18 protein-coding genes are annotated in these 21,036 nt (G+C 63.8%); 14 read left to right on the top strand and 4 right to left on the bottom strand.

The features are described 5' to 3' along the window. Window positions 1-15: 15 nt before the first annotated feature. Both FJ956_RS16915 and FJ956_RS30720 read right to left on the bottom strand, forming a co-directional pair. Entirely contained in the window at window positions 16-1,275 is a 1,260-nt protein-coding gene (locus FJ956_RS16915) for a sarcosine oxidase subunit beta (RefSeq protein WP_140678718.1), read from the bottom strand. Window positions 1,276-1,308: 33 nt separating this feature from the next. Beyond that, on the bottom strand, window positions 1,309-1,470 hold the full coding sequence (locus tag FJ956_RS30720; RefSeq protein WP_181170237.1) for a hypothetical protein: 162 nt from the start codon (window positions 1,468-1,470) through the stop codon (window positions 1,309-1,311). Between FJ956_RS30720 and FJ956_RS16910 the strand changes: the two genes are divergently transcribed. After that, window positions 1,469-3,958 (top strand): mechanosensitive ion channel family protein, encoded by a 2,490-nt coding sequence (locus FJ956_RS16910; RefSeq protein WP_140678720.1) that lies wholly within the window; start codon window positions 1,469-1,471, stop codon window positions 3,956-3,958. The two genes, FJ956_RS30720 and FJ956_RS16910, sit on opposite strands and share 2 nt — an antisense overlap. On the opposite strand, the gene FJ956_RS16905 is transcribed toward FJ956_RS16910, so the two are convergent. Together FJ956_RS16905 and FJ956_RS16900 are read right to left on the bottom strand one after the other, a co-directional pair. Continuing rightward, the gene (locus tag FJ956_RS16905) at window positions 3,955-4,851 is read right to left on the bottom strand and encodes an NAD(P)H-binding protein (protein ID WP_140678722.1); all 897 of its coding nucleotides are present in this window, start codon (window positions 4,849-4,851) and stop codon (window positions 3,955-3,957) included. The two genes, FJ956_RS16910 and FJ956_RS16905, sit on opposite strands and share 4 nt — an antisense overlap. Before the next feature lie 103 nt (window positions 4,852-4,954). Continuing rightward, a complete protein-coding gene (locus tag FJ956_RS16900) occupies window positions 4,955-5,773 on the bottom strand; it encodes an AraC family transcriptional regulator (protein WP_140678724.1) in 819 nt (272 codons plus the stop codon). Between the two features lie 201 nt (window positions 5,774-5,974). On the opposite strand from FJ956_RS16900, the gene FJ956_RS16895 reads away from it, so the two are divergent. The 13 genes from FJ956_RS16895 (at window position 5,975) to FJ956_RS16835 (ending at window position 21,025) form a co-directional block, all read left to right on the top strand. Beyond that, window positions 5,975-6,238: a hypothetical protein gene (locus FJ956_RS16895; protein ID WP_027167119.1), complete on the top strand. Its 264-nt coding sequence runs from the start codon at window positions 5,975-5,977 to the stop codon at window positions 6,236-6,238. A 258-nt stretch (window positions 6,239-6,496) separates the two neighbouring features. Further along, on the top strand, window positions 6,497-7,930 hold the full coding sequence (locus tag FJ956_RS16890; RefSeq protein ID WP_140678726.1) for a UbiA family prenyltransferase: 1,434 nt from the start codon (window positions 6,497-6,499) through the stop codon (window positions 7,928-7,930). Then, window positions 7,930-9,282: an FAD-binding oxidoreductase gene (locus FJ956_RS16885; protein ID WP_140678728.1), complete on the top strand. Its 1,353-nt coding sequence runs from the start codon at window positions 7,930-7,932 to the stop codon at window positions 9,280-9,282. The genes FJ956_RS16890 and FJ956_RS16885 overlap by 1 nt, the downstream gene beginning before the upstream one ends. A gap of 122 nt (window positions 9,283-9,404) precedes the next feature. Continuing rightward, window positions 9,405-9,839, top strand: a complete 435-nt coding sequence (locus FJ956_RS16880) for an EamA family transporter (RefSeq protein ID WP_140678729.1) — start codon at window positions 9,405-9,407, stop codon at window positions 9,837-9,839. Beyond that, window positions 9,836-10,843, top strand: coding sequence for an NAD(P)-dependent oxidoreductase (locus FJ956_RS16875; RefSeq protein ID WP_140678731.1), 1,008 nt, complete (start codon window positions 9,836-9,838; stop codon window positions 10,841-10,843). Before FJ956_RS16880 ends, FJ956_RS16875 begins: the two co-directional genes overlap by 4 nt. Before the next feature lie 31 nt (window positions 10,844-10,874). Then, window positions 10,875-12,341, top strand: a complete 1,467-nt coding sequence (locus FJ956_RS16870; protein ID WP_181170240.1) for an aspartate aminotransferase family protein — start codon at window positions 10,875-10,877, stop codon at window positions 12,339-12,341. Window positions 12,342-12,353: 12 nt separating this feature from the next. Beyond that, window positions 12,354-13,586 (top strand): hypothetical protein, encoded by a 1,233-nt coding sequence (locus FJ956_RS16865; RefSeq protein ID WP_140678735.1) that lies wholly within the window; start codon window positions 12,354-12,356, stop codon window positions 13,584-13,586. Then, window positions 13,583-14,338 carry an FkbM family methyltransferase gene (locus tag FJ956_RS16860; RefSeq protein ID WP_140678737.1) on the top strand — a complete coding sequence of 252 codons (756 nt, stop codon included), beginning with the start codon at window positions 13,583-13,585 and terminating at the stop codon, window positions 14,336-14,338. Before FJ956_RS16865 ends, FJ956_RS16860 begins: the two co-directional genes overlap by 4 nt. 155 nt (window positions 14,339-14,493) lie before the next feature. Next, a complete protein-coding gene (locus FJ956_RS16855; RefSeq protein WP_140678739.1) occupies window positions 14,494-17,055 on the top strand; it encodes an FAD-dependent oxidoreductase in 2,562 nt (853 codons plus the stop codon). Between the two features lie 107 nt (window positions 17,056-17,162). Then, window positions 17,163-17,927 carry a site-2 protease family protein gene (locus tag FJ956_RS16850; protein WP_140678741.1) on the top strand — a complete coding sequence of 255 codons (765 nt, stop codon included), beginning with the start codon at window positions 17,163-17,165 and terminating at the stop codon, window positions 17,925-17,927. Window positions 17,928-17,987: 60 nt separating this feature from the next. Continuing rightward, window positions 17,988-18,929 carry a phosphoribosylaminoimidazolesuccinocarboxamide synthase gene (locus FJ956_RS16845; RefSeq protein WP_140678743.1) on the top strand — a complete coding sequence of 314 codons (942 nt, stop codon included), beginning with the start codon at window positions 17,988-17,990 and terminating at the stop codon, window positions 18,927-18,929. A gap of 79 nt (window positions 18,930-19,008) precedes the next feature. After that, the gene (locus FJ956_RS16840; RefSeq protein ID WP_140678745.1) at window positions 19,009-19,851 is read left to right on the top strand and encodes a DUF1194 domain-containing protein; all 843 of its coding nucleotides are present in this window, start codon (window positions 19,009-19,011) and stop codon (window positions 19,849-19,851) included. 223 nt (window positions 19,852-20,074) lie between these two features. Continuing rightward, entirely contained in the window at window positions 20,075-21,025 is a 951-nt protein-coding gene (locus tag FJ956_RS16835) for an ABC transporter substrate-binding protein (RefSeq protein WP_140678746.1), read from the top strand. Window positions 21,026-21,036 lie beyond the last annotated feature (11 nt).

Here is a 21,036-nt window from a genome sequence, read left to right as displayed (position 1 = left end):
TTTTCAATCCAAACCCTAGTGCAATCTGGGCGTCGCGCCCTGGCCTTTGTCGTCGATGATCAGGCCACGATAGAAGCGGTCGAGCGTGAAGGGCGCGTTGAACTCGTGCGGCTCGTCCTTGGCAATGGTGTAGGCAAAGCACCAGCCGGAGGCGGGCGTCGCCTTGAAGCCGCCGTAGCACCAGCCGCAATTGAGATACATGCCCGGCAGCGGACCGGCGGCGATGATCGGCGAGCCGTCCATCGTCATGTCGCACAGCCCGCCCCAGGAGCGCAGCATGCGCACCCGAGCCAGGCCCGGGAACAGCGCCACCATCTCGCTCATCACCTCGTCGACGATCGGCAGGCTGCCGCGCTGCGCGTAGCTGTTGTAGCCGTCGAGATCGCCGCCATAGACGAGGCCGCCCTTGTCGGACTGCGAGATGTAGAAATGGCCCATGCCGAAGGTGAGAACGGTGTCGACGACGGGTTTCAGCGATTCCGAGACGAAGGCCTGCAGCACGTGGCTTTCGATCGGCATGTGCGAAATGCCGGCAAGCTGCATGACCTGGCCGGTGCTGCCGGCAACCGCAAGCGCGACCTTTTTGGCGCGGATTTCGCCGCGCGTCGTCGTGACGCCGGTGATGCGGCCGCCGTCGCGCAGGAAGCCGGTGACCTCGCAATTCTCGATGATGTCGACGCCGCGCCGGTCGGCGCCGCGCGCATAGCCCCAGGCGACCGCATCGTGCCGGGCGGTGCCGGCGCGCGGCTGCATCAGCCCGCCAAGGACCGGGAAGCGCGCCGAACCCGAGACGTCCAGCGCCGGGACAAGCCGCTTGATCCGGTCGACGCTCATCAGCTCGGCATCGACGCCGAGATGGCGCATGGCGTTGCCGCGCCTGGCATAATCGTCGAGCTGGGCGGGCGTATGCGCGAGGTTGAGGCAGCCGCGCTGCGAGAACATGACGTTGTAGTTGAGGTCGTGGGAAAGGTTCTCCCACAGCTTCATCGAATGTTCGTAGAAGCGGGTGTTCTGCGGCAAAAGATAGTTGGAGCGCACCGCCGTGGTGTTGCGGCCGACATTGCCTGAGCCGAGCCAGCCCTTTTCCAGCACAGCGACATTGGTGATGCCGTGTTCTTTGGCAAGATAATAGGCGGTCGAGAGGCCGTGGCCGCCGCCGCCGATGACGATCACGTCATAGGAAGCCTTGGGATCCGGCTTGCGCCAGGCGGGCTTCCAATCCTTGTTGCCGGTCAGCGCATTCTTGAGCAGCGAAAAGGCTGAATATTCCGCCATTCTTCCTATCGTCCTTATGATGCGAGCGGCAGACTATAGAGCAGGCGGGAAGCGCAAAGCCAAGATTGCGCCATCGCTTTTCGACAGGCCGACTCCCGCCGATGCGATGGGGATGGCTTGCCGCCCGATATGCCGGTCTTTATCAAGAGCGGAAATTTCGAGGATTTTTCGGCCGCGAGTCGCCAACAAGGTCATGTTCTTCCGCCTGCTTCGCCTGATCCTGGTCGTCATCGTCGCTGCCTTCGGGCAGCCGGCGCTGGAGGCGTCGGCGCAAGCGATCGGCCATGGCTCGTCACAACTCATCGCCGACCAGACCAAGGCCATCCAGGACCTGACGGCCAGGACCGACGGCCTGGAGAAGAAGCTGAGCGACCCCGCCCAGGACGATCCGGGGCTTGTCGACATCCGGTTGCAGCTCGAGGATATCTCGCGGGCGGCGCTGAACAGCGCCTTGGCATTCCGGCAGCGCCTTACCGACATCAACAATCGTGTCGAGGTGCTCGGCGCGCCACCGGCGCAGGGGCAGCCCCCCGAGCCGGTGATCGTCAGCAACGAGCGCGCCGCGCTCGCCTCGGAAAAGGCTCAGATCAACGCGGTCGTCGCCAGCGCGCAAAACCTATCGATCCGCGTCAACGGGCTGGTCGACAAGATCGCTGTCATGCGCAGCGAGCTTTTCCGCAGCGTCATCACCAAGCACTACGACCTGACGGACGCGCTGAGCCCGCAGGCCTTTTCCGACGCGCACGACCAGTTCTCGGGCCTCTACAAGGCGGTGTCGTCGTGGCTGAGCTTCGCCGTCAGGTTCAAGTTCCAGGCGATCCTCGCGGCGACGCTGATGGCGTTGGCGCTGGCGGCGGTGCTGTTGATCGGCGGCAGGCGCCTGTTCGGCCGCATATTCGAGGCCGACCCGAGCGTCGAGGATCCTTCCTATCTCAGCCGGCTGTCGGTGGCGTTCTGGTCGACGCTGCTGCCGACCCTGGCGCTCGGCGTCTTCTTCGCCTCGGCGGTGTTCTTCTTCAACTATTACAATGTGCTGCGCGGCGATATCGGCACGTTCCTCAATGCCTTGCTGACGGTGATCGGCATGGTGTTCTGCGTCAACCGGCTGACCAACGCGGCGCTCGAACCGCGCCTGCCCAACTGGCGGCTGATCCCGGTCGCGACCGGTCCCGCGCGCTGGTTCGTCGGGCTGACGACGGCCATGGCGCTGGTGCTCGGGTTCAATTACTTCCTGTCGGTCGTCAACGAGAAGATGGGTTCGCCGCTTTCGCTGACGATCGCCAGGGGCTTTGTCGCCGCCATCATCGTCGGCGTCATCCTCATCCTGATGGGGCTGCTGCGGCCTTTCAGGACCGCCGACGGCTCATGGCGCCCCTGGCCGACCTGGCTTCGTTTCATCGCCATCGGGCTCGGCCTGTTCACCATCGCGGCGGCACTGCTCGGCTATATCGGCCTGGCGCTTTTCGTCTCGTTCCAGGTCGTGGTGACCGGCACGGTTCTGGTGACGGCCTATATCGGCTTCCTGTCGGCACGCGCGATCGGCGAGGAGGGCGGCTTCGCCGACACTTCGGTCGGGCGATGGCTTTCAGAAAACTCCAGCTACGAGGACACCGCCCTCGACCAGCTCGGCCTGGTGGTCAGCATCGCCATCAACCTGATGATCGTGCTGGTGTTCTTGCCGCTGATCCTTTTGATGTGGGGCTTCCAGCCCGGCGACATCGAGGCCTGGGCCTACAAGCTGGCGACAGGGGTCGCGATCGGCTCGGTGACCATCTCCTTCCTCGGCATCCTCAGCGGCATCGTCGTCTTCGCCATCGGCTATTTCCTGACGCGCTGGTTCCAGGGCTGGCTGGACGGCTCGGTGATGGCGCGCGGCAAGGTCGATGCCGGCGTGCGCAACTCGATCCGACTCGGCGTCGGCTATGCCGGCGTGGCGGTTGCCGGCCTGGTGGGCATCTCGGCTGCGGGCATCGATCTTTCCAATCTCGCGCTGGTTGCCGGTGCGCTTTCGCTGGGTATCGGCTTCGGCCTGCAGAATGTCGTGTCGAATTTCGTTTCGGGCCTGATCCTGCTTGCAGAGCGGCCGTTCAAGGTCGGCGACTGGATCGTCGCGGGCGACGTCAGCGGCACGGTGCGGAAGATCAGCGTGCGCGCCACCGAGATAGAGACCTTCCAGCGGCAAGCGGTGATCCTGCCCAACTCGAACCTCATCAACAATGCGGTCGGCAACTGGACGCATCGCAACAAGCTCGGGCGCATCGACATCAAGGTCGGCGTTGCCTATGGCAGCGACGTCAAACGCGTCCATGCCGTCCTGATGGATATTGCGCGCGCCCATCCGATGGTGCTGAAGAATCCCGAGCCATTCGTTCTCTTCGCCAATTTCGGGGCGGCCGCGCTCGAATTCGAAATCCGCGTGTTCGTCGCCGACATCATGAACGGCAGCGTCGTGCAGAACGACATCCGCTTCGCCATCTTCGATATCTTCGAGGGGGAGCGGATCGAGATACCCTCGACGCCTCGCGCCGTGGTCGAAACGAAGAAGCACGAGGCCTGGCCGATCGACGACGACAAGATCGAGGCCGAATTCGCGGAGCGCGAGAGGCTGGAGGCGGAAGCCGCGGCCGAGCGGGAGCGGCTGGCCAAGATGAAGCGCAGGGGCCGCAAGCCGGACCCGAGCTAAGATCGACCGGCCGCTTTTTGCGCAGCCGGCAGGAGTGCCGACAGAACCGTGTGAAGCTCGGTCTTGCCCTTTCTTGTTTCGCCAACGCCTTGCTCGGCATCGATGCGGCCGGCGTTGTGCGCGTCGAAGAGATCGGCGACGAGCCCGGCGTAGCTCGGGCTCATTCCGCCGGCGGTCTGGGTCGGAATCCAGTCCTTGCGGGCCATCCCCCGGGCGACGATTTCACGACCTGTCGCCGCGCTCAATGTCTCCGCTACGTCGAACACGCTATAGCGGCGAGGTCCCTCGGCATGGACAATGCGCGGCGCATCACTGCTGTCCGACATCAGCAAGTCGGCCGCAATCAGCCCGACATCGTCCGCCGCAACGGTGGGGAAGGACTTGGACAAGGGATGATGCAGGGTGCCGAGGACACCGGTCTGCAATGCCCGGCCCAAGCTGCGTCCCCAGTTCTGCATATGCTCGGCCGAGCGCAGGAAGGTCAGCGAACCGGGGAGCGTTCTCAATTGCGCTTCCAGGTGGTGGAAGGCGAGCGTGATGCCGGTCCCGGTCGGCAGTTGCGCACCATAATCGGAGATCGCCAGGACACGCGCCGGGCGGTTTTGTGCAAGCGCTCTGGCAACCGTATCGATCGTGGCTTTCATCCCGGCCAAGGCATTTTCCGCCTGGACGAGGGTCGGGCAGATCACCTGAACCGCCGACGCGTCTTTTGTTGCCTCCACAAGTGCCGGCCCATCCGTGAGATCGGCGAAGGCTATGTCGCAACCCAGCGCGCGAAGCTCGTCGGCCTTGGACGCGTTGCGAACAACCGCCCTGATCGGAAGGCTGTGTCGGCGGAGCGCGCTGATCGTTGCACGCCCAATTTTGCCAGTGGCGCCGAGAATCACGAACATCTGCACTCTCCTGTTGTCATGGAGTAGTGATGCCGGATCAGCGAGGATCGGTCGCCCCGATACGGACGACGAAACGCACAAAAGGACGATAAGGATTGCCCGCTTAACGTCGCAGGCGAGCGAACGCTGCAGGAGTGAAGCCCAAAACGCGCTTCATGCTGCGAGCCATGTGGCTTTGATGAGCGAAGCCGGCCTCCAGCGCGATCTGGCTGAGCGGTATCTTGCCCTGGTCGAGCAAAAGGCGGGCGCGTTCGACGCGACGGTGAATGACAAATTGGTGCGCTGGCATGCCGAAGCTGCGGCGAAACAGCGGCTTCAGATGCGAGACGCTGATCGCTGCCACCTCAGCCAGATCATCCAGCGAGAGATCCTGGTCCAGGTTGGCTTCGATGAATTCCCGCAACCTGCGCTTCTGGCCGGATGACAGCGTCTGTCCCGACGGCACCTGCCGCATGGACGCGCTTTGAACCAGTTGCACAGCCAGTGCCCTTGCCAGGCTTTCGAAATAGAGCCGGTCCGATGGCTGGTCAGGGCTGAGGCCGCTAGCCAGTGCCCAGGCGATATGTTCGATCCTGGGATCGCGGCGCTGGAATTGCGGTTCAACGACAAGCCGGTCCGGATCCATGTCCAGGTCGCAGGCGGCTTGGCGGACCAGAGCCGGATTGATCCACAGGCGCAGGATGGTGCAGTCGGCGTCGTCCTCCCAGTCGCCATCCAATCCGGCGGGCACGATGTCGATGTCGCCATGCGCCTGGACGCGCCGCAGCTGCCTGCCGTCGCAGCGGCACGAAGCGTTAACGGGCGGCCCGACATGGATGCCGAGACGATGATAGGGCGAAGCGGGCACATAATAGTTCAGGCCGGCCGTGATTCTTCGATGTTCGACTTCGACGCCGATCGTTTCCAGCCATGTGCCCGGCATTGTGCTCGCCTCGTCCTCGCTTCGCCCGGCATCATATCGGACCGGCCGCCGAAATTAACAGGGGCGCGGAGGCGAAACCGATTGTGGCATGAATGCGGCATTCAGTTGCGGTTCAGGTAACATCTCATATAAGCTTCGATGCAAAGGGCGAGAATGCCTTGCAAATTTGAACAGAGGCGGTGTGCGAACACCGGAATTGCAATGTGGAAGTCTGTCGTTGCCGCCATCGCTTTGCTGGCCCTGGGCGGTTCGGCTTTCGCCGCCAGCGCGATCAACAGGGACGCTCAGACGCGGACCCTGGTCGTGACCGAAGGCGGCGCCAAGAGCGAGCTGACGCTTGCCGCCGGCGAGACTGTGGAATTCTGCTCGAACGGCTGCTTCGTCACCCTGCCCAATGGCGACCTCGAAGCCCTGACCGGCTCGGAAACGGTCGAAATTTCGGGCGGCGCGGCCCGCATCAAGTAATCCGCCACGGATTGGCGCAGCAAGATTGGCAAAGGCCGGACCGATGTCCGGCCTTTTATCGTTTCCGGTAGCCGTCGCTTAACGATGGCGCCGAAAAACCGGCATAACAATGCACTGCAACCGGGCGTTTTAACGTTCGCTGCGTCATGACCCGCTATATCCGACCCGAGGACGCCGGCATACGGCGTGGGTTGAATTGGCGCATGGTTCCGTTCCGAGATCGGAGTTTCGGGATCCTGCGCTCGATCGGGGCAGGCAATGGACGCGAGGTCGGACAGGAACGCAATTCCGCTCGCGGTCGATCTCGACGGCACGCTGATTGCGACGGACCTTCTGTGGGAAGGCCTGTTCATCCTGTTCAAGAAGAACCCGCTCTATCTCTTTCTTGTGCCGCTCTGGCTGACCGGCGGGCCCGCACGGCTGAAGCAGGAGATCGCCAGGCGCGTCGACATCGATCCGGCCTCGCTGCCCTACCGCCAGGACCTGCTCGACCGCTTGCGCGCCGAGCACCGGGAGGGTCGCAAGATCGTGCTGGCGACGGGAACGCCGCGCAAGTTCGCCGAGGCGATCGCGGCGTATCTCGGTATCTTCGATCGCGTGCTGGCCACCGACGGCCCGCACAACATGACCTCCGGCCGGAAATGTGCGGCACTTGTCGCCGCCTATGGCGATGCGGGCTTCGACTATGCCGGCAACAGCCGTCATGACCTCAAAGTGTTCGACGCCGCGCGCAACGCGCTCGTGGTGGCGCCCGACCGCAGCGCCCGGCGCTGGCAGGCGGCGCATAGCGCCGAGGCCATGCCCGCGCCGAAGCCGACGCTGAGGACCTACGTCAAGATGCTGCGCATGCATCAGTGGCTGAAGAATGCGCTGATCGCCGTGCCGATGGTGCTGTCGCACGAATATTTCAACCCGAACATGATCTGGCAGTGCCTGCTGGCGTTCGTCTCCTTCAGCGCCGTGGCGTCCGCCATCTATATCCTCAACGATTTCTTCGACCTGGCGCTCGATCGCAAGCATCCGACAAAGCGCAACCGGCCCTTCGCCAGCGGTGCATTGTCCATTCCGTTCGGTCTCGGCGCGATCGTCGCGCTGCTCGCGATCGGCATCGTCGCCGGCCTGTTCCTGCCGATCGAATTCCTCGGCGTGCTTTTAGGCTATATGGTCGTCACCACCGCCTATTCGCTGTCGTTCAAGCGCATGCTTCTGGTCGACGTGCTGACGCTTGCGGGCCTCTACACGATCCGCGTGCTGGCGGGCGCGGCGGCCACCGGCGTCGACGTCTCCTTCTGGCTGCTCGCCTTTTCGATCTTCTTCTTCCTGTCGCTGGCGCTGGTGAAGCGGTTTGTCGAACTGCGCACCACGGCCATTCCCCCGGGCGAACGCATCGCCGGTCGTGGCTATCGCACCGAGGACCAGGAAATCGTCGCCCAGGCCGGCATGGCCTCCGCCTTTTCCTCGGCGCTGGTCCTGGCGCTCTATATGGACAGCCCGGCGGTGCGCGAGCTCTATCCGCATCCCTGGATGATATGGCCGCTGGCGCCGATCGTGCTCTACCTGACGATGCGCGTCTGGATCCTCGCCCGGCGCGACGAGATGCATGACGATCCGGTCGTCTTCATCATCCGCGACTGGCGCAGCCAGATCGTCGTCGCCATCGGCGCGGTCTTCCTCGTCGCCGGAGGCTGGTGATGAGGAACGAGCGCTTCGGCAGCTTCGGACTGGCGACGGCGCCGGCGCGCAAGGCGATCCCGACGGACGAGGCGATCGCCTTGCTGAAGCGCGGCGAGGCGAAAGCCGGATCGCTGCTCGGCTACGGCAATGGCCGCTCCTATGGCGACAGTTGCCAAAACGATGCCGGCATGGTGGTCGACATGCGGCCGCTCAACCGCATCCGTTCCTTCAACGCCGAGACAGGCGTGCTCGAAGCGGATGCCGGGACGCTGCTTTGCGACATCATCGCTTATGCCGCGCCCTACGGCTTCTTTCCGGCCGTGGTTCCAGGCACGCAGTTCGTCACGCTGGGCGGCGCGATCGCCAACGACGTCCATGGCAAGAACCACCATCGGCGCGGCACCTTCGGCTGCCACGTCGAGACCTTGACGCTGCTTCGGTCCGACGGCCGGACCTATCGCTGCTCGCAGACAGACAATGTCCGTCTGTTCGCGGCAACGATCGGCGGAATGGGGCTGACCGGGCTTATCCTTTCGGCATCGATCAAGCTGATGCGGGTGCCCTCGCTCGACATAACGGAAAAGGCGACGCGGTTTCGCGATCTCGGCGAATTCTTCGATCTTGCCGAGGCTGCCGACCAGGCCAACGAATATGCCGTCGCCTGGATCGATCAGCTTGCCGGGGGCAAAAGGCGCGGGCGCGGCCTTTTGTTCACCGGCAACCACGCCGAGCACGGCTCGCACGCCGCCGTGCGCGCCGGCAGCCGGCTCTCCGTGCCGGTGCAGCCGCCATTCAACGTCCTCAACCGGCCTTTCCTCGCGACCTTCAACGCGGTCTACCGTTGGAAAAAGGGCAAGTCCGCGGCTCCGCGCCAGGCGGGCTATCAGGGTTTCTTCTTTCCGCTCGACGGCATCCGCGACTGGAACCGGCTCTACGGGCCGCGCGGGCTTTTCCAGCACCAGAGCGTGGTGCCGGAGGCAAATGCGCGCCGCATCGTGCCGGCGCTGCTCGAGGCGGCACGGCGGGCGGGCGAGGGATCGTTCCTGACCGTGCTCAAGCGCTTCGGCGACGTCCGCTCGCCGGCGCTGCTGTCGTTCCCGCGGCCGGGCTACACGCTGACGCTCGATTTCCCCAACCGGGGCGAAAGGACGTTGCGACTGCTTGCCGAGCTCGACCGCATCGCCGTCGAGGCGGGTGGGGCGGTGAATCCCTACAAGGACGCCCGGATGGAGCCTGAAATCTTTGCCGCGTCGTTCCCGCGATGGCAGCGGCTGGAGGCGCTCCGCGACCCAGCCTTCCTGTCGAGCTTCTGGGCGCGGACGGCGAAAAGACTGGATGTAAGGAGTGGAGTTTCGGAAGCCGCGGAATAGATAAAAGTCGAATAAATCATGGTAAACGAAGTGTTACGCTATGGTTTACGCAAAATACCATCCGGGCTTCACGAAATATTTGCAGGTTTGTAATAGGACCGCCCACGGGGCGGGTGGCAACAATGAAATACATAATCTTCATTCTCTTTACGGTCATGACCAATGCCGCGGCGCAGCTGATGCTGAAGCAGGGCATGATGTCGATGGGCCCGATCTCCTTCGAAGGCGTCAATCCGCTCGTCAAGCTCCTGCAGATCGTGTTCAGCCCCTGGGTGTTCCTGGGCCTCTGCACCTTCGTCATCTCGATGGTGTCGCATCTTTATGTGCTGTCCAAGGTCGAGCTCAGCTTCGCCTATCCGTTCCTCAGCCTCGCCTATGTCGCCGTGGCGATCTTCGCCTATTTCGTCTTCCGCGAGGACCTCAATGGCTGGCGCATCGCCGGCATCGCCTGCATCTGCGTCGGCACGATCCTGATCGCGCAAAGTGGCTGCGGGCATGAGGACCAGACCGCATCCATCACCCCCGACAAGATCGGCACAAGCGAGATCGTTCGATGAGACATGTGATTTTCGGCGGCGACGGCTTCGTCGGCCGCCACCTTGCCCCCAAGCTTGTCGCGGACGGCGAGACCGTCGTCGTCGCCGACATCGTGAAGAGCGACCTGCCGCATTACCGCTCGGTGCGCTTCATTACATGCGACGTCACCGATCCGGCCTCGGTCGCGGCGGTCGGGCTCAAGGCCGACGACATGGTCTACAATCTGTCGGCCAAGATGCTGTCGCCGATCCAGGTGCGCGCCAAGCGGCATGATTTCTTCTTCCCGGTGAATTTCCACGGCACCGAGAACATCATGCAGGCGATGGACAAGGCAGGCGCCTCGAAGCTCGTCCACTACACGACCGACATGATCTACGGTCATACGATCACGATGCCGATGACCGAGGAACATCCGGTCTCGCCGCTCGGCGAGTACGGGCTGTCGAAGCTGAAGACCGAGGAGCTCGCCGCCGAATGGCGCATGCGCGGCATGTCGATCTCGCTGTTCAGGCCGCGCCTGATCATCGGGCCCGGCCGCCTCGGCATCCTGGAAAAGCTATTCAAGCTGATCGACTGGAATCTTCCGGTGCCGATGATCGGTTCGGGCCGGAATCCCTACCAGTTCATCTCGGTGTTCGACTGCGCGGAAGCCGCCCGCGCGGCCTGGAAAGCCGGCGTGCCGAACGAAGCCTATAATCTCGGCTCGCTCAATCCGCCGCCGGTCAAAAAACTGCTCGGCGACCTGATCAAACATGCCGGCTCGAGGTCGATCCTGCTGCCGACGCCCGGCTGGGCGGTCAAGCGCACGCTCGACCTGCTCGACCTGTTGAACATGCCGATCATGGATCCGGAACAGTATCTGATCGCCGACGAGGAATGCGTGCTCGACGTGTCCAAGGCCGAGCGCCAGCTCGGCTGGGTGCCGCAATATCGCGACGAGGACATGCTGATCGCAGCCTACGGCGAATATCGCGCCAAGAAGGACGGCCACGCCGTCGCCACCAGACACGTTCCCGCCGAATAGAGCGCGAAGGGAGATTTTTCAGATGACCGTCATGGCCAAGCCGGAACATCCCGGAACGCGCACGCTGGTCGATGCGCCGGCGCTGTCACCGGCGACCATCGCCAAGCCCGACCTGATCAGCGTCGAGCAGGCCAAGGCGCTGGATGTCGCTCGCATCACCGACCTGTTCAAGGCGCATCTCAATCCTGGACAGCTGCATTTCATGAAGCTGCTCGGCTTCCACAAGATCAAGATCGAGCGCGCCGAGGGCATGTTCTACATCGACCAGAACGGCCGCAAGATCCTCGACTTCTTCGGCGGCTTCGGCTCGCTCGCCTTCGGCCACAACCATCCGCGCATCCTGGAAGCGCGGAAAAAGTTCCAGGAGGAGAAGCGCCAGGAAATAGCCATCGCCTTCATGTCGCAATATGCGGGGGCGCTGGCGCACAACATTGCCAAGTGCTCGCCCGGCGACCTCGACATGGTGTTCCTCGGCTCCTCCGGCTCGGAAGCGATGGAGGCGGCGGTGAAGCTCGCCGAGCGCGCCGCCGGCCCGAAGCGACCGAAGGTCGTCTATGCCGAGAATTCCTTCCACGGCAAGACCAAGGGCGTGCTGGCGATCACCGACGGTCAGCTCTACCGCGCCGACTTCAAGGTCGCCGACAATGTCGTGCGCGTTCCCTTTGCCGACATCGACGCCGTCGAGCGGCTGTTCAAGAGCGATCCCGAGATCGGCGTCATCGTCTTGGAAACCATCCAGGGCGGCGGCGGCATCATCCAGGCGCCGGCGCAATATTGGCAGAAGCTGCGCGCGCTTTGCGACCAGCATGGCGTGCTGTGGGTGGCTGACGAGGTGCAGTGCGGCTATGGCCGCTCGGGCCGCTTCTATGCTTTCGAGCATTATGGCGTGGTGCCGGACGTGACGGCGCTGGCGAAATCGCTGGGCGCCGGCAAGGCGGCGGTCGGCGCCATGATCGCCAAGCGCGACGTCTACATGAAGGCCTATGGCACGCCGAAGACGGCGATGATCCATGCGATGGCGACCTTCGGCGGCATGGGCGAGGCCTGCGTCACCGCGATCGAGGGCATCAACGTGCTCTATGACGAAGGCCTGATCGACAACGCCGCCTCGACGGGCGAGTACCTTCTGCAGCGGTTGCGGGCGCTCAAGGAGAAATATCCAAAGATCATCAAGGACGTGCGCGGCAAGGGTTTCATGATCGGGCTCGAGTTCCACGATTTCTCGCAGACCCTGCCGATGGTGCTGCGTCCGGTCGTCAGCGTGCTCGACGACAAGCTGAAGGGCTCGCTGTCGGGCTTCGTCGGCTCGCTGCTGCTGCGCGACTACGACGTGCTCGTCGCCTTCACAGAATACAACCGCAACGTCATCCGGCTCGAGCCGCCGCTGATCTGCCAGCCCGAGCATGTCGACCGCTTCGTCGATGCCTTCGACAGCCTGTTGTCGCGCGGCATCGTGGCGATCGTGAAGGATTTCGTGAAAAGCCAGGTCGGCAAATAGAGGCCGCTGAGCATGCTGACCAAGCCGTCCGCTCCGACCAATCCGCTGGAACGGCTGACCGGCGCCGGTCTGGCGTTGGGCGAGGGGGCTTACGCGAAATGGGCGGCGCCGATCGGGGCGATCGCCTTTTCGCTCTATATCCTGCTCACCGCCGCGACCGCCTGGTTCATGCCCGACGCCAATTGGGACATGCTGCCTTATCTGGCGATCGCCGAGGAGGGCGCCTATCCCGATCCGCAGGCGCTGCACGACTATGCCTACAGCACGGTCAAGGCCGGCGTGCCGGCCGGCGATTACAAGGCGCTGAGCGACGATGGCGGCGGCTTCCGCAGCCATATGAGCGAAAACGCGGCAGACTTCCATTCGTTGCTCGGCATGTACCGGATCAAGTTCCTCTATGCCGAGATCCTGTCCGGTCTCAGCCATGCTGTCTCGCCGGTCGAGGCGATGCGGCTGGTGCAGGTGTTTTCGGTGCTTCTGTTCGGCGCCGTCGCGCTCGCCTGGCTGCGCGCGCAAGGCGCGCTGGCGCTGGCGCCCGTGGTCGGCGCGATCCTGATCATGGCCGATTTCGGCGACGCGGCACGCGCTTCGACGCCGGACCTCTTGTGCTCGGCGCTATTCCTGGGTGGGCTCTTCGCCTATATGCGCAAGCGCGAGGCGGCGACGGCGGTCCTGCTTTTCCTGGCGTTCATGGCCAGGCCCGACAACATCGTCTTCCTCGCCATTTTCGCGGTGCTGCTCGTCGCTTTTCGCGAGAGGGCGTGGGGGGCGCTGGCCGGCTTTGCCGCGTCCTTCATCGCCTATTTCGCCATTTCGCACTGGGCCCAGCATCCGGGCTGGTGGCCGCATCTTTGGTTTTCCAGCATCGAGCAGCACTACAATATGGACGGGTTCGAGCCGCCGTTTTCGATAGCGGCCTACCTCAAGGCCTTCGCCGCCTCAGTCGTGCGCGCCATCAGCGTCAACAACTGGGTCGGCGTTTCGGTGCTGGCCTTGGCCGGCTGGTTCGGCTTGAACCGTGCCGGCTTCGGGCTCGACCGCCGCGCAGGCATCCTGCTGGCGGCGCTCGTGCTTGGCGCGCTGGCGAAGTTCGCCGTCTTCCCGATCCACGACACCCGCATCTATTTTCCCAACCTTCTGCCGCCCTTCCTCCTGCTCGTTGCGCCGCTCATGGCGCTGTGGGCATCGGCAAGCCAAAGCGGCCGACGCGCTGCGCTGCAGGTCATTTCCGGAGACAAGTCATGAGCTCGCTTTCCAACCTGGCGCGCATCTTCCTGTCGCTCGGCCTGCCCAGCGGCCTGCTCGATCGCGGACCAGCGCTGCGCGGCACGAAGTTCCTCGCCAAGGCTGCGCTGAAGGCACGCTTCGGTGGTGGCAGACCTTTCCAGATCGTCAATGTCGGCGCCTGCGACGGCGCGTTGTTCGACGACGTCACACCCTGGTTGCACCGCATCCCGCGGGCGCGCGCCATGCTGGTGGAGCCGATCCCGTATAACCAGAAGCGGCTGCGCGCCAATTACCCGGATGCCGAACGCTTCGTCATCGAGCCGGTTGCGGTGACGAGGACCAAGGGTACGATCACGGTGCACACTTTCGATGCCGCCGCGCTCGAGGCCGGCACGCTGCCGATCGAGTTCATCGGCTGCTCGTCGGTCACCGACACCAATCTGATGTCGGGCAAGAACGCCTGGGGCGAGGCGGACGCCAACTTCAACAAGTTCGCGCCGCATCTGAAGGATATCGAGGTGCCGTCGGAGACCTTGCAGACGCTGCTCGACCGTAACGGCATTACCCACATCGACGCCTTCCTGGTCGACTGCGAAGGCGCCGACTGGATGGTGTTCGAACAGCTCGATCTTGAGCGCTATCGCCCCGGCATGATCAAGGTCGAGGTCGGCGCGCTGCCGGCCGCCGAGATCGGCCAGGTCGTGGTCAAGCTGAAGACCGCCGGCTACCAGGTCGGCTTCCAGGCCGAGGACATCTGGGCCTTCGCCTGAGCGTAACCGCATCCAGTACTACGCCTGCGCGCAGGGTCGCGCCGCACCTGCGGCGTGTCGCAAACAGGCGGTAGCCCGACCGTCGTCCTCTGCATATTGTGCGCCATTCGAAGGGCGCGCAGACGCGCCTGTCTATCCCTTTGGAGTCGCGGGCAATGGCAGAGTTTCCGAAAAAAGCGAAGGTCGTCATCGTCGGCCTGGGCGGTATCGTCGGCGCTTCGGTCGCGCATCATCTGATCGAGCGCGGCTGGGACGACATCGTCGGCATCGACAAGTCGGGCATCCCGACCGATATCGGCTCGACGGCGCACGCCTCGGACTTCTGCTACACGACCAGCCACGACTTCCTCTCATGCTGGACGACGCTCTACTCGATCGATTTCTATGAGAAGATGGGCCACTACGCCCGCGTCGGCGGCCTCGAGGTGGCGCGCGTCGGCGACGACGCCCGCATGGACGAGATCAAGCGCAAGATCGCCTCGGCCAAATCCTTCGGCACCCGCGCGCGGCTGATCGAGCCGGCCGAGATCAAGGAAAAATTCCCGCTGATCGAGGAGCATCTGGTGCAGGGCGGCCTTTGGGACCCGGATGCCGGTCTCGTCATCCCGCGCTCTCAGACGGTCGCCGGCAAGCTGGTCGACCAAGGGGTTGCCGCCGGCAAGCTGCAGGCTTTCGCCAACACTTCGGCGAAGTCGCTGGTCGTCGAGAACGGCCGCATCAAGGGCGTGGTGACGGAGCGCGGCACGATCGAGGCCGATTATGTCGTGGTCTGCACCGGCATCTGGGGCCGGCTCACCGCGGCGCTGGTCGGCGAGGATCTGCCGGTCATGCCGATCGACCATCCGCTCACCTTCTTCGGCCCCTACAACGAGTTCGCCGGAACCGGCAAGGAGATCGGCTGGCCGCTGCTGCGCGACCAGGGCAACTCGGCCTATATGCGCGACACCGGCGACCCGAAGACCGCTGAGGGCGGGCAGATCGAATGGGGTTATTACGAGGAGACCAATCCGCGTCTGTGCCACCCGCGCGATCTGCTCGAAAAAGACCAGGCGCGGCTCTCGCCGTCGCAGCGCGATCTCGACATGGAGCAGATCATGGCGCCGCTGGAGCGCGCCATGGAGCTGACGCCGATCCTGGGCGAGCTCGGATATAACGAAGGCCATTCCTTCAACGGATTGCTGCAGGTGACCACTGATGGCGGCCCGTCGATGGGCGAAAGCCAGAAGGTGAGGGGGCTTTGGTACGCCGTCGCCATCTGGGTCAAGGACGGCCCGGGCATGGGCAAGCTGATCGCCGACTGGATGACCGACGGTCGCACGTCGATCGACCATCACGCGATCGACTATTCGCGCTTCTATCCGCACCAGACCAAGGAACAGTTCATCTGGGATCGCTGTACCGAAACGGCGATGAAGGTCTACAATCCGGCGGTGCATCCGCGCGAGCCCTTCTCCAAGGGCCGCAACATCCGCCGCTCGCCGTTCTGGGAGCGCGAGAAGGAGCTCGGCGGCTATTTCATGGAGCTGGGCGGCTGGGAGCGCGCGCACGGCTATGCCGCCAACGAGCATCTCCTCGAAAAATACGGCAACCGGGTTCCCGTGCGCGAGAACGAGTGGGACAACCGCCATTTCTGGCGCGTCTCCAATGCCGAGCATCTGGCGATGAGCGAGGATTGCGGCATCGTCAACCTGTCGCATTTCTCCATGTACGACGTCGAAGGCCCCGACCATGTCGCGCTGCTGGAATGGCTGTGCGCGGCCAAGATCGGCGGCGACAACAATATCGGCAAGGGCATCTACACGCACTTCCTCGACGAGGAAGGCATGGTGCGCGCGGACTTCACGGTCATCCGTATGGCGGACCGCTGCCGGGTGATCGACGGCGCCGACGCCGGCCCGCGCGACTTCCGCTACATGCAGCGCACCGCGCAGGACAAAAGCTTCGACGCAACCGTCACCGACGTGACCGAGAAATACGTCACCATCGGCATCTGGGGGCCGAACGCCCGTATCACTCTGCAGAAAGTGGTCGAAAACCCGGAGGGCCTGACGCCGGAGAATTTCCCCTTCGCGGCGATCAAGCCGATCCGCATCGGCGGCAAGGACGTCACCGCCTTCCGCATCTCCTATGTCGGCGAGCAGGGCTGGGAACTGCATATGCGCTACGAGGACGGCCTGGCTGTCTGGGACGCGCTGCGCTCGACCGGCGTCATGCCGTTCGGCGTCGAGACCTACGCCAACACGCGCCGCATGGAAAAGAGCCTGCGGCTGCAGAACGCCGACCTCTTGACCGAATACAATCTGCTCGAGGCCGACCTTGCCCGCCCGAAGGTCAAGGAGAACGACTTCTGCGGCAAGGCCAGGCATCTGGAGTATCGCGCCCGCGAGCACCAGCCGGCGATGCTGTGCACGCTGGTGATGACCGGGAACACCGATTCCAAGGGCGTCGCGCGCTATCCGGTCGGCACTATGCCGGTGCAGGATCCCGCGACCGGCGAGACGCTGGTCGACGAGCTCGGCCGCCGCTCCTTCACCACCTCGGTCGCCTACGGCCCGACGATTGGCAAGAACATCGCGCTCGCTTACCTGCCCTGGACCTTCGCCCAGGAGGGCCGCAAGCTGCAGGTCGAGTATTTTGGCGAGACCTATCCGGTCGAGGTCGCCGGCGTCGGCTACAAACCGCTCTACGACCCGGAGAACCTCAAGCCGCGCAGTTGAGATCGTGGACATTGAAGCACGAATGCGAAAGCCCGGCTTCGACCGGGCTTTTCTCTTTTGTATGCCAGGATTCTCGCATAGCGTTGCGCCGGGCGGAGTGGGCAAGCTTGCAACGGTTCGGCTGGGACAGGAAGAACGACGCATTCGTCTTCACGATGAAGGGGAACATTCCCGTTCGTGTCAGCTGGACCTTTGCCATTCCCGCCGCCCTGCCGTTCCTGCATGATTGGTCGACCCGCCCCCGGAGCGCCCTGACCCATACCCTCATCTTTGCCGCGCTGCTGTTCCTGTCGGTGTTTCTGCATGAGCTTGCCCATGTGCGGGCAGCGCGGCGACAAGGCATCGGCACCCAACGGATAGATCTATACCTCTTCGGCGGAATTGCCTGGTTCAAGCCCGGCGCGGCTTCGCCTTACGGCTGGGCGTGGATCTCCTTCGCCGGGCCGCTGGTGAACATCGTGCTGGCGGCGGGTTTCGCAACTGCCTATTACCTTTTTGCCCGGTCCTTGTTGCCGGCCGAGCCGGACGGTCTTTTCAGTTCGCCTCCGCCGAGACCGGACACGCTTCTGGAGTGGACGTTTTGGCTTGGCGCCCTGGTGAACGCGGTTCTGGCCATTCTCAACCTCCTCCCGGCCTACCCGCTCGATGGCGGAGCGATCGCCAGGCATCTGCTTGCGCCACGGTTGGGCGCGGAGACCGCTACGCGGATCGTCGGCTTCTGCGGCGTCGTGCTTTCGATCCTGCGTTTCGCGGTCATTGTGCCTGCGGCCACAGCCGGTATCCTAATCTGGATTCCGCCGTCCTTCAGGCCGAACTGGCGGGCGTTTCGCGCTGCCGGCAATAAGAAGCGCGCTCCGCAGCATCCGGCTTGATGTGCAGGAGGCCAGCGGCTTATGTGGCCGCATCAGAAGCCCGCGAAAGCCACACGCCCCATGCGCATCCTGTCCGACGCCTTCATTCCCGAGCTGCCCAACCGCTACAATGGCAAGGTGCGCGAGAACTACGATCTGCCGGACGGGCGCCGCATTATCATCGCCACCGATCGTCTGAGCGCATTCGACACGATCCTGGCCTCGATCCCGTTCAAGGGAGAAGTGCTCACCCAGACGGCGCGCTACTGGTTCGAGGAAACCGCCGACATCTGTCCCAACCATGTGCTGGAATATCCCGACCCCAATGTCGTCGTCGGCACGCGGCTCGACATGCTGCCGGTCGAGATCGTGGTGCGCGGCTATCTGGCGGGAACCACCAGCACCTCGATCCTGACCAAGTACAGAAAGGGCGAGCGGAGCTTCTACGGCCACAGTCTTCCGGACGGGCTGCGCGACAACGAAAAGCTGCCGCAAGCGATCATCACGCCGACCAGCAAGGCTGCGCATGGCGGCCATGACGAGCCGCTGTCGGAAGCCGAGATCATCGCAGAGCGGCTGCTCACGCAGGCGCAGTGGGACACCGTATCGCGCTATGCGCTGCAGCTGTTCGCTCGCGGCCAGCAGCGCGCGGCCGAACGCGGCCTGATCCTGGCCGACACCAAGTATGAGTTCGGCACGGCGCCGGACGGCGCCATCGTGCTTGCGGACGAAATCCACACGCCCGACAGCAGCCGCTACTGGATCGCGGCGAGCTACGATGAGGCGTTCGAAGGCGGCGGGCGGCCGCAGAGTTTCGACAAGGATTTTATCCGGTCATGGGTGTCGGCGCGCTGCGATCCCTACAAGGATCCGATCCCCAACATTCCGGACGAGATCGTCAACCAGGCCTCAGCGGTCTATATCCAGGCCTACGAGGCGATCACCGGCGCGAAGTTCGTGCCCGACCTTTCCGGCGATACCGTGCTGGAGCGTGTCCGTTCGAACCTCGCGCGATATTTTTAGGAAGGTTCCGCCGCCGGCAGAATCCGATGCCCCGGATTCCCGGCTTTTGCGCGCGGTGATTTTCGCCTAATCTTGCTCCATGTCTGCTTATGCCCGCGCAAGGCATATCTTTTCAGGCAGTGCCGCGCTGGCGCTGGCGCTCTGGCTGACGCCGCCAGCTTCTCCCGCAGAACCGGTCGATGTCGAGCTGGTGCTGGCGGTCGATGTTTCGCTTTCGATGTCGCCCGCCGAGTTGGAGATCCAGCGCCACGGCTACGCGGCGGCGCTGACGCATGACAATGTGCTGAAGGCCATCGCCGACGGCGCCTATGGCAAGATCGCCGTCACCTATGTCGAATGGGCCGGCACGACATGGCAGCGCGTGATCGTGCCGTGGACGGTGATCGCCAACCGCGCCGACGCCGAGAGGGTTGTGGCGCAAATGAATGCGCTGCCGCCGGACAGCGCCCGGCGGACCTCGATCTCCGGCGCGCTGAGCTTCGGCAGCGACCTGTTCGCCGAGAGCGGTTTTGAAGGCACGAAGCGCGTCATCGACGTCTCGGGCGACGGACCCAACAACCAGGGCGCGCCGGTCGACCTCACGCGCGACGCGGTGGTCAAGCAAGGCATCACCATCAACGGCCTGCCGCTGATGACGCGCGGCGGGTTCAGCGGCGCCTTCGATGTGGAAAATCTCGACCGCTATTACAGCGACTGCGTCATCGGCGGACCGGGCGCCTTCATGATCCCGGTCAATGACTGGACGCAGTTCCCAGAAGCGATCCGCCGCAAGCTGGTGCTCGAGCTTGCCGGTCCCGCTTCACTGCGATGGGCGGCGGAAGAGGCCGCGCATCCGCCGGTCGTGCTCGCCGACAGCAGGCCGGCAGCGGACTGCATGGCGGGCGAGAAGATGTGGCGCAATCGCGGCTGGGGCATGCCGTGACGGATCGAGAGGCCGCTCCAGGCGCGCCGCCCGGCATTCGATCAGAATGACGAATCGTCATCCCGATCTAACTCTTCGGAGCATGATCTCTTCCGAAAACCGGATCCACTTTTCGGGACCATGCTCCAGCTTGGATCAAGGTCGAGTGCGGCGTCTGCTTCATTGACAAGCCTTTTGGCGTCTGTGAGACAATTTGCGCTCACCACAAAAAAGGGGAACCACAATGAACAGAACCTCCATCTTCGCGGCGGCGCTGACGGCGGTCGCCGTGCTCAGCGCGCCGGCCATGGCCGCTACGTCGCTCACCATCGGCATCAGCGGCTGGACCGGCTTCGCGCCGCTGACCTTGGCAAAGCAGGCCGGGCTTTTCGAAAAGCACGGGCTGGATGTCACGCTCAAGAAAGTGCCGCAGGCGAGCCGACCGCTGGCCATCGCCAGCGGCGACCTGCAATGCGCAGCGACCACGGTCGAGACCTGGATGGTGTGGAACGCCAGTGGCGTCACCACCAAGCAGATCTTCCAGCTCGACAAATCCTATGGCGCCGACGGCATCGTCGTGCGCAACGACATCAAGACCGTCGCCGATCTCAAGGGCAAGAATGTCGCCTCGTCCGCGCCCGGAACCTCGCCCTATTTCCTGCTTGCCTGGGTGCTGAACAAGAACGGCATGTCGACCAAGGACGTGACGGTCGTCAACCTGGAGCCGGATGCGGCGGCGCAAGCCTTCCTCGCCGGCCAGAACGATGCCGCGGTCACTTACGAGCCCTTCATTTCGGCGGTGCGCGACAAGGCCGACCAGGGCCATATCCTGGCGACCACGCTCGATTATCCGATGGTGCTGGATACGGTCGGCTGCACGCCGGACTTCCTCAAGGCCAATCCCGATGCCGCCAAGGCGCTCGCCGACAGCTATTTCGACGCGCTCGACATGATCAAGAAGGATCCGCAGAAATCCTATGAGATCATGGGCGCCGACGTGAAGCAGTCGGCCAAGGAGTTCGAGGACTCGGCCAAGTACCTGAAATGGGCCGACAAGGCGGAGAACAAGCAGTTCTTCACCAAGGATTTCCAGGACTTTTCCAAGACGGCCGCCGAGCTGCTGCTGCAGATGGGATTGATCAAGGAAGCGCCGGATGTGACGACGCTTGCCGACACCAGCGCGGTCGCCAACTGATCGCGCATTTT

The organism is Mesorhizobium sp. B2-4-3 (assembly GCF_006442815.1).
Taxonomy (GTDB): domain Bacteria; phylum Pseudomonadota; class Alphaproteobacteria; order Rhizobiales; family Rhizobiaceae; genus Mesorhizobium.
Note: the sequence above shows the minus strand (reverse complement) of the source record. Positions and strands in the feature narration are given on the sequence as shown.